This window comes from Rahnella aceris (assembly GCF_011684115.1).
GTDB classification, from domain to species: domain Bacteria; phylum Pseudomonadota; class Gammaproteobacteria; order Enterobacterales; family Enterobacteriaceae; genus Rahnella; species Rahnella aceris.
Genome location: NZ_JAADJV010000001.1, coordinates 627,736 through 641,498 on the forward strand (window position 1 = coordinate 627,736; position 13,763 = coordinate 641,498).

A 13,763-nucleotide genomic window follows, 5' to 3' on the forward strand; every position below is an offset into this window, starting at 1 on the left:
AAACTATTGTTTTTCAGATGAATGAGCTACCGCCGGGGCGCTGCCTCGGATAGAGTTCGCACCATACGTCTTTTGCCTGTGTAAAAGGCATCGTCTGAAGTTTATGGATTTCTGAGGTAAGTATAAGAATGAAAAAATTGTTAATGGTAGGGTGTTTACTGACCGCATTTACCTCTGCTTCCGTTTTAGCGGATGCCAGCAGTGATCTCAAATCTCGTCTGGGTAAGCTCAATACTTTCCATGCCAGCTTCACGCAGACGGTAACCAGCGATGATGGTGCAGCCGTTCAGCAGGGCGAAGGTCAGTTGTGGGTGAAACGTCCAAACCTGTTTAACTGGCATATGACTACGCCGGATGAGAGCATTTTAGTTTCCGACGGTAAAACCCTATGGTTCTATAACCCGTTCGTTGAACAAGTCACGGCAACCTGGCTTAAAAATGCCACCGGCAACACGCCGTTCATGCTGATCACGCGTAATGATAGCAGTGACTGGGCAAAATATAACGTGAAACAGAAAGGCGATGACTTTGAATTAACGCCGAAAGCTGCGACCGGTAATCTGAAACAATTTGCGATCAATGTGACCCCTTCAGGCACTATCAAAAGCTTCACTGCCGTTGAACAGGACGGGCAGAAAAGTGCTTATACCCTGAAAGGTGAGCAAAATGCGTCTGTTGATGATGCCAAGTTTAAATTTACTCCGCCGCAGGGTGTGACGGTGGACGACCAGCGTCAGTGAGGTTAGTTTGAGTAATCTGTCACTCGATTTTTCCCAAAATGAATTCCAGCCACTGGCCGCCAGAATGCGGCCAGTCACTCTTGCAGAATATATTGGACAGCAGCATCTGTTAGCGCCGGGCAAACCTCTGCCGCGGGCCATTGAAACAGGGCAATTGCATTCGATGATTTTGTGGGGGCCGCCGGGTACCGGGAAAACGACGCTGGCAGAACTGATTGGCCGGTATGCAAACGCCGATGTTGAGCGTATATCTGCGGTCACATCCGGTGTTAAAGATATTCGGGAAGCGATTGAGCGAGCCCGGCAGAATCGCGATGCCGGGCGTCGTACCATTTTGTTCGTTGATGAAGTCCATCGATTTAACAAAAGTCAGCAGGACGCTTTCCTGCCGCACATTGAAGATGGCACCATTACATTTATTGGTGCGACCACCGAAAACCCTTCTTTCGAACTCAATTCCGCATTGCTGTCTCGCGCTCGTGTGTATTTACTTAAATCACTGACGGCTGAAGATATCGAGAAAGTGATTGATCAGGCGCTGAGCAATTCTGAGCGCGGTTACGCCAATGAGAAAATCCGTGTTCCGCCGGAAACCCGCCGGATGCTTTCGGAGCTGGTGAATGGCGACGCGCGCCGGGCGCTGAACAGTATTGAAATGATGGCCGATATGGCGGAAATCGACGCCAATGGTTACAGGACACTCACGCCGGAATTACTCACTGAGATTGCCGGTGAACGCAGTGCGCGCTTCGACAATAAAGGCGATCGTTTTTACGATTTAATCTCTGCATTGCATAAATCAGTGCGGGGTTCTTCGCCTGATGCGGCACTTTACTGGTATGCCCGAATCATCACCGCCGGTGGTGATCCGTTGTATGTCGCCCGACGTTTGTTGGCGATTGCTTCAGAAGATGTCGGGAATGCCGATCCACGGGGCATGCAGGTGGCGCTCGCTGCCTGGGATTGTTTTACCCGTGTTGGCCCGGCTGAAGGTGAGCGTGCGATTGCCCAGGCGATTGTGTATCTGGCCTGTGCACCGAAAAGTAATGCTGTATACACCGCATTCAAATCTGCCATGCGTGATGCACGCGAAATGGCAGATTTTGATGTGCCGGAACATTTGCGTAATGCGCCGACCAAACTGATGAAAGAAATGGGGCTTGGTGCTGAGTATCGTTATGCGCATGACGAACCGAATGCATATGCGGCGGGAGAGGATTATTTCCCGCCTGAAATGGCCCGTACGCAGTATTATTACCCGACATCACGCGGGCTTGAAGGCAAGATCGGCGAAAAGTTGGCATGGCTTGCCGAACAAGATCAAAATAGCCCGACAAAACGCTACCGCTAATTTTATCGTTGCGGTAAGGTTACCGTGATAACTCTTTGACACGCTGCCATTTCAGACAGCGTGCATCATCAAATTAACATTCAATAACGACACGTACAGGATTAGCATGCTGGATCCCAATCTGCTGCGTAATGAGCTAGACGCAGTTGCAGAAAAACTCGCTCGCAGAGGTTTTAAACTCGATGTGGAAACGCTGCGTTCTCAGGAAGAACGCCGCAAAGTCTTGCAGGTAGAAACGGAAACTCTACAGGCTGAACGTAACTCCCGATCGAAATCTATCGGTCAGGCAAAAGCCCGTGGCGAAGACATCGAACCCCTGCGTCTGGAAGTGAATACGCTGGGTGAGAAGCTGGATGCAGCGAAAGCTGAACTGGATGCATTGCAAAATGACATCCGCGATATCGCTTCTGCTATTCCAAACATGCCTGATGACTCCGTGCCTGCCGGTAAAGATGAGAACGATAACCAGGAAGTGAGCCGCTGGGGCACGCCGCGTCAGTACGATTTCACCGTGCGCGATCACGTATCGCTGGGCGAAATGGCTGGCGGCCTGGATTTTGCCGCTGCCGTTAAACTGACGGGTGCGCGTTTTGTCGTGATGAAAGGGCAAATCGCCCGTATGCATCGCGCGCTGTCGCAGTTCATGCTCGATCTGCACACAGAGCAACACGGTTATCTGGAAACCTATGTTCCCTATCTGGTCAATCAGGAAACGTTGTACGGTACCGGTCAGTTGCCTAAGTTTGGCGAAGACCTGTTCCATACCAAACCCCTGGATGAAGAGGCGGGCAGCAGTAACTATGCGCTGATCCCGACGGCGGAAGTGCCGCTGACCAACCTGACCCGTGATGAAATTCTTGAAGAAGAATCTCTGCCACTGAAGATGACAGCGCATACGCCATGTTTCCGTTCAGAAGCCGGTTCGTATGGTCGTGACACCCGTGGTCTGATCCGCATGCACCAGTTCGACAAAGTTGAGATGGTGCAAATCGTTCGTCCTGAAGATTCAATGGACGCACTGGAAGAACTGACCGGCCATGCAGAAAAGGTGCTTCAGCTGCTGAATTTGCCATACCGCAAAGTTTTGTTGTGTACCGGCGATATGGGCTTTGGTTCTTGCAAAACCTACGATCTGGAAGTTTGGTTGCCAGCGCAGGATACATACCGTGAAATCTCCTCATGCTCCAACATGGGTGATTTCCAGGCCCGTCGTATGCAGGCGCGTTGCCGCAACAAAACCGATAAAAAACCACGTCTGGTTCATACCCTGAATGGTTCTGGTTTGGCTGTAGGTCGTACACTGGTCGCCGTGCTGGAAAACTACCAACAAGCTGATGGCCGTATCGAAGTGCCGGAAGTATTACGTCCGTACATGGGCGGTTTAGAATATATCGGTTAATCCCGTTATATCTGCACTAACATAGCGAAAAGCGCCTTAGGGCGCTTTTTTTTATGCATGAAATCATGCGTTACGTTACGAATTCCGTATTTCTTTCTCTTCAACCCCGCCTTTTTTGATAGCAGACAAGGTTTCGTACCCCCTAATAAGTAGTATCCATGCTGTTTGAGTGGGTATTGCCTCATTACCGGAGCGAAAAATGTCGGAAATCAAACCAGAAATCACCACGCTAAAAAGTGGTATCAGCCGCCGGACACTGATCAAAACATCAACGCTGGCAGGGCTGGCCGTGGCTGCGGATGGCGTATCCCTTCCTTTTAGCCGTAAAGCACTGGCCCAGGGAGTGGGTGAGGCGAAGCATTTAGTCTCCGAAGATAAAGTGGTGTGGGGCGCCTGTTCAGTCAACTGCGGTAGCCGTTGTGCGTTACGTTTGCATGTACGTGATGATGAGGTGTACTGGGTCGAAACAGACAATACCGGGCAGGATATTTACGGTGATCATCAGGTGCGCGCCTGCCTGCGCGGGCGTTCTATCCGCCGCCGCATGAATCATCCGGAGCGCCTGAATTATCCGATGAAGCGCGTCGGCAAGCGCGGTGAAGGTAAGTTTAAACGCATTAGCTGGGAAGAGGCGTTCGATGAAATTGCCAATAACCTGAAGCGTATTGTCGCGAAATACGGCAATGAAGCGGTATATATCAATTACACGTCCGGCATTGTAGGCGGCAACATCACCCGTTCTTCCCCTTACGCTTCGCTGGTTGCCCGCCTGATGAACTGCTATGGCGGTTTTCTCAGTCATTACGGCACTTACAGTACCGCGCAAATCGCCTGCGCCATGCCATACACGTATGGCAGTAACGAGGGCAACAGTACGTCAGATATTGAAAACAGCAAGCTGGTCGTCCTGTTCGGTAACAATCCGGCTGAAACGCGCATGAGTGGTGGCGGCATCACCTATTACCTCGAACAGGCACGCCAGCGTTCCAATGCCCGTATGATCGTGATCGACCCGCGTTATACGGATACTGCTGCAGGTCGGGAAGACGAGTGGATCCCTATCCGCCCGGGGACGGATGCCGCACTGGTGGCTGGCCTTGCGCATGTGCTGATCACTGAGAACATGGTCGACCAACCTTTCCTTGATTCGTATTGTGTGGGCTACGACGAAAAAACCCTGCCTGCGGATGCACCGGCCAACAGTCATTACAAAGCCTATATTCTCGGCCAGGGCGAAGATGCGACGGCAAAGACACCTGAATGGGCGTCCCGCATTACCGGTATTCCGGCCAATCGTATTGTCAAACTGGCCCGCGAAATCGGTCAGGCAAAACCCACCTATATTTCTCAGGGCTGGGGCCCACAGCGTCAGGCCAACGGTGAACTGACGTCCAGAGCCATCGCTATGTTGCCGATTTTAACCGGCAATGTTGGCATTAATGGCGGCAATAGTGGCGCACGTGAATCCACCTATACCATCACCATTGAACGCATGCCCGTGCTGGAAAATCCGGTCAACACACAGATTTCCTGTTTTAGCTGGACTGATGCTATTGCCCGTGGCCCGCAGATGACTGCCACGAAAGATGGCGTGCGCGGCAAAGACAAACTGGATGTGCCGATCAAATTCATCTGGAACTATGCCGGTAATACCATCACCAACCAGCATTCCGACATCAATAAAACCCACGATATTCTGCAGGATGACACGCAGTGCGAGATGATCGTCGTGCTGGAAAACTTCATGACCTCCTCGGCGAAGTACGCCGACATCCTGCTGCCTGACCTTATGACCGTCGAGCAGGAAGATATTATTCCAAATGACTACGCCGGAAATATGGGGTATCTGATTTTCATCCAGCCCGCAACGTCCGCTAAGTTCGAACGTAAAGGCATCTACGAGATGATGAGCGAAGTCGCGCGTCGTCTTGGCCCGGATGTTTATAACAAGTTCACCGAAGGCCGTACCCAGCGGGAGTGGTTGCAATATCTGTATGCCAAAATGCTGGCGAAAGACCCGGCATTGCCTGCTTATGAAGAACTACGGCTAATGGGGATATATAAGCGTAAGGATCCTGCCGGGCATTTTGTGGCTTATAAAAAATTCCGTCAGGATCCCCAGGCCAATCCGCTGAAAACACCTTCCGGTAAAATCGAAATTTACTCCTCTGCTCTGGCGAAAATTGCCGGCGAATGGGAGCTGCAAAAAGATGAAACCATTAGTCCGCTGCCGGTATATGCCTCAACCTTTGAAGGCTGGGACGATCCGAAACGTAGCCAGTTTCCGTTGCAGATGTTCGGCTTCCACTACAAAGCCCGCACCCATTCCACATACGGCAATATCGATGTTTTGCAGGCGTCCTGCCGGCAGGAAGTCTGGATTAACCCGATCGATGCCAAAACCCGTGGCATTGAAAACGGTGACAAAGTGAAAGTCTTTAATGACCGCGGTGAAGTGCGTGTAGCGGCAAAAGTCACCCCGCGCATCATACCCGGCGTTGTGGCTATGGGGCAGGGCGCATGGCATCAGGCCAATATGAGTGGTGACCGTATTGACCATGGTGCCTGTATGAACACGCTGACAACCCAACGCCCCTCACCGTTAGCGAAGGGTAATCCTCAGCATACAAATTTGATTCAAATAGAAAAAGTCTAAAGAAGCCACGAGCCACGAGCCAGGGCCCGATGACAGGGTTGTTAAATTTTCGTCCTTCAGATAAGGGCGTTACGGAGTAAGCAATGTCAGATTCAAACAGTAATAAAACCGATTCAGGCGGTGGGATCAGCCGCCGTGACCTGGTTAAGGGAACCACACTCGCCGGTATAGCAGCCGCAGTTGGCGGCATATCGTTGCCGTTCAAATCAATACGTGCGGAAAAGCTACAGGCTCCTGCCAAAGCTACAGATGAGAAAATCGTCTGGAGTGCCTGTACTGTTAACTGCGGCAGCCGCTGTCCGTTGCGAATGCACGTCGTTGATAACGAGATCCGCTATGTCGAGACCGACAATACCGGTAATGACAATTATGAAGGACTGCATCAGGTTCGTGCCTGTCTGCGCGGGCGCTCAATGCGTCGTCGTGTTTATAACCCGGACCGTCTGAAGTATCCGATGAAACGTGTGGGCAAACGTGGTGGAGGGAAATTCAAGCCTATCAGCTGGGACGAAGCCTTTGACACCCTGGCGGGCAGCCTTAAAGACATTATTCATCGCTATGGCAATGAAGCGATTTATCTGAATTACGGCACCGGTACGCTGGGTGGCACGATGACGCGTTCATGGCCGCCAGGTAAGACACTGATCGCTCGTCTGATGAACTGCTGCGGTGGTTATCTGAATCATTATGGCGACTACAGTTCAGCGCAAATTGCAGCGGGTCTTAATTATACCTATGGCGGCTGGGCGGACGGCAACAGCCCGTCTGATATCGAAAACAGCAAACTGGTGGTGCTGTTCGGCAATAACCCGGGTGAAACCCGTATGAGCGGTGGCGGGGTGACATATTACCTCGAACAGGCTCGCCAGCGTTCGAACGCCCGTATGATCATTGTGGATCCGCGCTATACCGATACCGGTGCCGGACGCGAAGACGAATGGGTGCCGATCCGTCCGGGTACTGATGGCGCGCTGGCAGCGGCGCTGGCGCACGTCATGATCACTGAAAATCTGGTTGATCAGCTATTCCTCGATAAGTATTGCGTCGGGTATGACGAAAAAACCTTGCCGGCGGGTGTGCCTGAGAATGCGCATTACAAGGCTTATATTCTCGGCAAAGGGCCAGATGGTGTAGCGAAAACGCCTGAATGGGCGGCAAAAATCACGGGCATCTCCGTGGATAAAATCGTCAAGCTGGGACGTGAAATCGGACAGGCAAAACCAGCATTTATCACGCAGGGTTGGGGCCCGCAGCGTCACGCTAACGGAGAAATTGCAACCCGTGCAATTGCGATGCTGGCGATCCTTACTGGCAACGTGGGCGTTAACGGCGGTAATTCCGGTGCCCGCGAAGGTTCCTATGAGATCCCGTTTGTACGTATGCCGACGCTGGAAAATCCGGTTCAGACCAGTATTTCTATGTTCCTGTGGACGGATGCAATTGTGCGTGGTCCGCAGATGACCGCCATGAAAGATGGCGTGCGCGGCAAGGATAAACTTGATGTGCCCATTAAGTTTATCTGGAACTACGCTGGTAACTGTTTGATCAATCAGCATTCAGATATCAACCGCACCCATGACATTCTGCAGGATGACAAACAGTGTGAAATGATTGTGGTGATTGATAACCACATGACCTCGTCAGCAAAATACGCAGATATTATCCTGCCGGACTGCACGGCCTCTGAGCAGATGGATTTCTGTCTCGATGCCTCGTGCGGCAACATGGATTATGTAATTTTTGCCGATCAGGCGATTACGCCACGTTTCCAGTGCAAGAACATCTATGAAATGACCAGCGAGCTTTCCCGCCGCATGGGGGTAGAGCAGCAGTTCACCGAAGGCCGTACGCAGGAAGAATGGTTGCGTCATCTGTATCAGCAGTCACGTGAAGCGCTGCCAGAACTGCCAGATTTCGAGACCTTCCGCAAACAGGGCATATTCAAAAAACGTGACCCCGACCAGCATCATGTGGCTTACAAAGCATTCCGTGAAAATCCTGCGGCCAATCCGCTGAGTACGCCGTCCGGTAAAATCGAAATTTACTCTGCTGAACTGGCCAAGATTGCGGCTGAATGGGAACTCTCTAAAGAGGACGTTATTGATCCATTACCGGTGTATGCCGCCGGTTTCGAAAACTATGACGACCCGCTGGCCAGTAAATATCCGTTACAGATGACGGGTTTCCACTACAAAGCGCGTACCCACTCCACTTACGGCAATGTTGATGTACTGAAAGCAGCCTGTCGCCAGGAAATGTGGATCAATCCGATGGATGCCGCACAGCGTGGTATCACCAACGGCGACATGATCCGCATCTTTAACGATCGCGGGGAAGTGCATATAGCCGCCAAAGTGACACCGCGCATGATGCCGGGCGTTGTCGCACTTGGCGAAGGTGCCTGGTATTCCCCTGACAGTAAAAAAATAGATCGTGCGGGCAGCATTAATGTACTGACTTCTCAAAGACCTTCACCGCTGGCGAAAGGTAACCCCTCTCATACCAACCTTGTGCAAGTGGCTAAGGTTTAACGGAGTAAATCATGACAACTCAATATGGCTTTTATATTGACTCAAGCCGCTGCACAGGGTGCAAAACCTGTGAACTGGCATGCAAGGACTTCAAAAATTTAACCCCGGACGTGAGTTTCCGCCGTATCTATGAATATGCTGGCGGCGACTGGCAAAAAGACGGAGATGGCTGGCATCAGAATGTCTTCGCCTATTATTTGTCAATTTCCTGTAACCATTGTGCGGATCCCGCCTGCACCAAGGTCTGTCCGAGTGGCGCGATGCATAAGCGTGAAGACGGTTTTGTGGTCGTAAACGAAGATATCTGTATTGGCTGTCGTTATTGCCATATGGCGTGTCCGTATGGCGCGCCGCAATACAATGAAGCCAAAGGTCACATGACCAAATGTGACGGATGCTACGAACGCATTGCTGAAGGTAAAAAACCGATTTGTGTTGAATCCTGCCCGCTGCGTGCGTTGGATATGGCGCCAATCGAAGAACTGCGTGCGAAATACGGTGAACTGGCTGAAGTGGCACCGTTGCCTGCTTCACATTTCACTCACCCAAATATCGTCATTAAACCCAATGCGAATTGCCGTCCTGTAGGCGATACCACGGGTTATCTGGCTAACCCGAAGGAGGTTTGAGATGGGAAACGGATGGCATGAATGGCCTTTGATGGTCTTTACGGTTCTGGGGCAATGTGTCGTTGGCGCATTTATTGTGCTTGCCATTGCGTTGCTGACTCAGCGCAGTAGGGAAGAATACCGCCAGATCCATCTCTCGATGTTCTTTTTGTGGGTGTTGATGGCGATCGCTTTCATCGCCTCGGTTCTGCATCTGGGGTCACCGCTGCGGGCATTCAATTCGCTTAACCGGCTGGGCGCGTCGCCGCTGAGCAACGAAATTGGCAGCGGCTCGCTCTTCTTTGCGCTGGGCGGGATTTACTGGCTGCTGGCGATGATCAACAAGATGCCACGCGTGCTCGCTAAAATCTGGTTAATCGTGACCATGCTGGCAGGTGTTGGATTCGTCTTCGCGATGTGTCGTGTGTATGCAATCAATACTGTGCCAACCTGGGACAATGCGTATACCGCGTTTCATTTTGGCCTGACGGTACTGATTGGCGGACCGGTTCTGGGCTACCTGCTGCTGCGTGGTGCTAATATTAATGGTTGTGCGCTACGTCTGCTGCCGGTCATCAGCTTTGTGTCACTGGTCGTGAGTATGGCTGTTGTTGTTATGCAAAGCGCCAGTCTGGCAGGCATCAGCAGTTCCGTTCAGGCTGCGTCAGCGCTTATCCCACAATACGGTGTGTTGTCGGTGTGGCGGCTGGTGCTGGTTGTTCTTGGACTGGGCTGCTGGTTCTGTCCGCTTATACTGCGTAAACGACCTGCACTGGCCTCAATGATACTGGCCTTTGTGCTGGTGTTTGCCGGAGAACTGATTGGTCGGGCGATTTTCTACGGTCTGCATATGACAGTGGGAATGGCAGTGGGCGGCTAATTTCAGGTAGTCAGGTTTATCAGGAGGCACGTCGCCAGTAAGGATGTGCCTCTGCAAAATGAGTTAATTATGTCAGCAGAATCAATTAGTTTAACCGGTAAAGTATTAGGCGCGATGCTGTTTTATCCGCCGAGCTCTCCTGAAGTTAGCGTCTTAATTACGTTACTTGAAAGCAGCGTCTGGACCGAGTCATGGCCATGTGCGAGTGACGAGGCTAAAACTCAGGCGGGAGAAACATTCAGCCAGATTACGGCCGCGTCTGAAAGTCTGGATGACGCGTATCAGCGTCTTTTTATCGGCCCTTATTCGTTACCCGCGCCACCTTGGGGCTCGGTGTATCTGGACAAAGAATCAGTGCTGTTTGGCGATTCAACGCTGGCATTGCGCCAGTGGATGCGTGAAAACGGTATTGAACCCCATCTGGAGCAGGCAGAGCCGGAAGATCACATCGGTTTGCTGCTGATGATGTCTGCATGGTTAGCCGAGAATTCACCTTCTTTGCTGGATGAATTTCTGACAGAGCATTTATTGCCGTGGGCCGGACGCTATTTCGAATTACTCCGTCAGAAAGCAGAACACCCGTTTTATCTCGGAGTGGCCGTACTGGCAGAATCCACACTACAGGGCTGGAAACAACAACGTAGTCTGGAAGCGCCCGTCGTGGATCTGTATTTCTGATGAGCGATTCCCGCGACGCCAGATACTATCGTGCCTGGATGAGCAGCAGAACGGTCAGCCGCCGTGGGTTATTCCGCGGCTTGCTGTCACCGGGCAAACAGGCAATTGAACAGGCGGCACAGCCTTCTGCGAACTTGCTGGCGCGCGTGATTGCCCGTCCGCCTCAGGCCATTGCCGAACCGATGTTTCAGCAACAATGTGATGGATGCGGACGTTGCGCACAGGCGTGCCCGGTCGGCATTATAAGCATCCAGGGAGGAAAGGCTTCGCTGGCTATCGATTATGCTGAATGTGACTTTTGCGGTGCCTGTACTCAGGCTTGCGAAAGAGAGGCGCTGGATCAGTGTGTGCCAATGGATACTGGTTTGCGTCCGGTTATTTTGTCCCAGTGTCTGGGACGGCTGGATGACTTGTGCCGAATGTGCGAAATTGCCTGTCCGCGCACGGCAATATTTTTTAATCAACAGAATCAACCTTCTGTTGATGACGCAAAATGTAATGGCTGCGGGAAATGCAAACTTGTTTGTTATCATGGTGATATTAACCTGTCTTTAAAGTGTCATTCATCTTAATCATTAAGCTTGATTAGTGTTTTCAATCATTCTTCTCCACTTTGTGCTCAGGTCAATTTTTGCCAGATTGACTTTTAAACCGCCGGTGGCATGATGCGCGCAATTTCTTCCTCTTTGTGGTCATCACCGCCCTATGTCCGCCTATTCCCGTCCTGTTTCTCTGCTCCTGTGCGGACTTCTGTTGTTGACGATTTCTATCGCCGTTTTAAACACATTGGTCCCTTTGTGGCTCAGTCATGAGCAACTTCCAACCTGGCAGGTCGGACTCGTCAGTTCGTCTTATTTTACCGGTAATCTGCTGGGTACTTTGCTTGCGGGCGGACTGATTAAACGTGTTGGTTTTAACCGCAGTTACTACCTTTCCTGCATCCTGTTTGCTGTCGCGACCGCAGGTCTGGCACTTTCAATAAGTTTCTGGAGTTGGGTGACGGCGCGATTCGTTGCAGGCATCGGCTGCGCATTGATCTGGGTGGTGGTGGAAAGTGCGTTGCTACGCAGCGGAACCGTCAGAAACCGCGGCCAGTTACTGGCAGCGTATATGATCATGTATTACATCGGCACGGTGGTTGGGCAGCTTTTGGTAGGTACGGTGCCGACGGCAATTTTAAGTGTACTGCCGTGGGTGACAGCGCTGATTGTCATTGCAATGCTGCCATTGTTATTAACGCATATTGAGAACCAGGAAAGCGGGCAGCCGCGTCATGCGGTAATGCCGATGTTCAGACGCCGTAATGCACGGCTGGGGATTAACGGCTGTATTATTTCCGGCATCGTTCTGGGATCTTTATACGGCCTGATGCCTTTGTTCCTGACGCATCAGGGAATGAGCGATGCAGATGTAGGTTACTGGATGGCATTGCTGGTCAGCGCCGGGATTATCGGGCAATGGCCGGTAGGGCGTTTGGCTGACCGTTATGGCCGTCTGATGGTTCTGCGCATTCAGATCTTCGCCGTTATCCTTGGCAGCATTGCGATGCTCAGTGGCTATGCGATGGCTCCGACGCTGTTTATTCTGGGCTGTGCTGGTTTCACGCTGTATCCGGTCGCTATGTCCTGGGCTTGCGAAAAAGTCAACGCAGAGGAGTTGGTGGCGATGAACCAGGCATTACTGATGAGTTACACCATCGGTAGCCTCGCCGGGCCGACAATGACCGCGATGCTAATGCAGAGTTATTCCGACCGTCTGTTGTTCGTGATGATTGCGGTGGTTTCGCTGGTGTATCTGGTGATGCTGATGCGCAAAGCGGATCATACGCATAATCCTGTAGCGACTGCTTAATCCTTTTTCATAATTAAAGCCGCAACCCCAATGATTTTGGGTATGTTCTGAGCCATAAAGCAAAAAAGACGCCATTTGGCGTCTTTTTTATGAGCATATCAGACTGTTAATAAATAACTTTATGCCCGTAACTGGCAAGAATATTTTTCACTCTTTCCATGATCTCTTTGGTGGGTGGATTTACGCCATCCAGACCGTATTTCTCACCCATTGCCGTCCATTTGTGTTTGCCCAACTCATGGTATGGCAGCAGTTCGATCTTCTCGATGTTGGTCATATCTTTGGTGAACTCACCCAGCTTATGCGCGGAGTCATCATCATCAGACCAGCCCGGCACCACGACATAACGGATCCAGGTGCGCTGATTACGTTTTGCCAGATAGCGGGCAAAGTCCAGAGTGCGGTGGTTGGACACGCCCACCAGATTCTGGTGAATGTCATCATTCATCTGCTTGAGATCAAGCATGACCAGATCAGAGACATCCAATAATTCGTCGATCACCGGATCATAACGGCGGACAAAACCGTTGGTGTCCAGGCAAGTGTTGATCCCTTCTTTCTGGCAGGCGCGGAACCAGTCACGCACAAACTCTGCCTGAAGAATGGCTTCGCCACCAGAGGCTGTTACACCACCGCCGGAAGCATTCATGAAGTGACGATACGTCACGACTTCTTTCATTAAATCATCAACATTGATCTCTTTTCCGCCATGTGTATCCCAGGTATCGCGGTTGTGGCAATACATGCAACGCATCAGGCAACCCTGGAAGAAAACAATGAAACGGATACCTGGGCCGTCAACGGTGCCACAGGATTCATATGAGTGGATGCGACCTTGAACTGACATTGCGGGTTGTTCTCCATAGTGACCAATAAATAGCAGTCTACATGTGCGGATGCTGGCCTGGCAGAGATAAACTGGAAACCACAGGTTTATGATACCAGACAATCAATAAGGTTGATTGTCAGCAATGGCGGTACTGCTTTGCCAGAAGTCCACAACGTATAGCGCTCTGGCAAAACAGACTGTCGTACAGACAGTGCGGGCAGGGAGGGATGAAACAAAGGC

At 51.4% G+C, this 13,763-nt stretch carries 11 protein-coding genes; 10 read left to right on the top strand and 1 reads right to left on the bottom strand.

The genetic code is table 11. From position 1 onward, the window contains the following. Window positions 1-128 precede the first annotated feature (128 nt). From lolA to GW591_RS02885, 10 genes are all read left to right on the top strand, one after another. Entirely contained in the window at window positions 129-740 is a 612-nt protein-coding gene (gene lolA, locus GW591_RS02840; RefSeq protein WP_013574777.1) for an outer membrane lipoprotein chaperone LolA, read from the top strand. Between the two features lie 7 nt (window positions 741-747). After that, window positions 748-2,091 (top strand): replication-associated recombination protein A, encoded by a 1,344-nt coding sequence (locus tag GW591_RS02845; RefSeq protein ID WP_166860060.1) that lies wholly within the window; start codon window positions 748-750, stop codon window positions 2,089-2,091. Window positions 2,092-2,197: 106 nt separating this feature from the next. Then, window positions 2,198-3,490 carry a serine--tRNA ligase gene (gene serS, locus GW591_RS02850; protein ID WP_013574779.1) on the top strand — a complete coding sequence of 431 codons (1,293 nt, stop codon included), beginning with the start codon at window positions 2,198-2,200 and terminating at the stop codon, window positions 3,488-3,490. A gap of 199 nt (window positions 3,491-3,689) precedes the next feature. Next, entirely contained in the window at window positions 3,690-6,146 is a 2,457-nt protein-coding gene (gene ynfE, locus GW591_RS02855) for a selenate/tellurate reductase subunit YnfE (protein WP_166860062.1), read from the top strand. Window positions 6,147-6,229: 83 nt separating this feature from the next. Then, window positions 6,230-8,677, top strand: coding sequence for a dimethylsulfoxide reductase subunit A (gene dmsA, locus GW591_RS02860; protein WP_166860063.1), 2,448 nt, complete (start codon window positions 6,230-6,232; stop codon window positions 8,675-8,677). 11 nt (window positions 8,678-8,688) lie between these two features. Next, window positions 8,689-9,306: a DMSO/selenate family reductase complex B subunit gene (locus GW591_RS02865; RefSeq protein WP_013574782.1), complete on the top strand. Its 618-nt coding sequence runs from the start codon at window positions 8,689-8,691 to the stop codon at window positions 9,304-9,306. A 1-nt stretch (window position 9,307) separates the two neighbouring features. Next, the gene (locus GW591_RS02870; RefSeq protein ID WP_013574783.1) at window positions 9,308-10,165 is read left to right on the top strand and encodes a dimethyl sulfoxide reductase anchor subunit family protein; all 858 of its coding nucleotides are present in this window, start codon (window positions 9,308-9,310) and stop codon (window positions 10,163-10,165) included. 69 nt (window positions 10,166-10,234) lie between these two features. Continuing rightward, a complete protein-coding gene (gene dmsD, locus GW591_RS02875) occupies window positions 10,235-10,843 on the top strand; it encodes a Tat proofreading chaperone DmsD (protein WP_112151145.1) in 609 nt (202 codons plus the stop codon). Beyond that, entirely contained in the window at window positions 10,843-11,415 is a 573-nt protein-coding gene (napF, locus tag GW591_RS02880; protein ID WP_013574785.1) for a ferredoxin-type protein NapF, read from the top strand. The genes dmsD and napF overlap by 1 nt, the downstream gene beginning before the upstream one ends. 133 nt (window positions 11,416-11,548) lie before the next feature. Further along, a complete protein-coding gene (locus GW591_RS02885) occupies window positions 11,549-12,694 on the top strand; it encodes an MFS transporter (protein ID WP_119261428.1) in 1,146 nt (381 codons plus the stop codon). 106 nt (window positions 12,695-12,800) lie between these two features. On the opposite strand, the gene pflA is transcribed toward GW591_RS02885, so the two are convergent. Continuing rightward, on the bottom strand, window positions 12,801-13,541 hold the full coding sequence (gene pflA, locus GW591_RS02890; RefSeq protein WP_015689580.1) for a pyruvate formate lyase 1-activating protein: 741 nt from the start codon (window positions 13,539-13,541) through the stop codon (window positions 12,801-12,803). Window positions 13,542-13,763 lie beyond the last annotated feature (222 nt).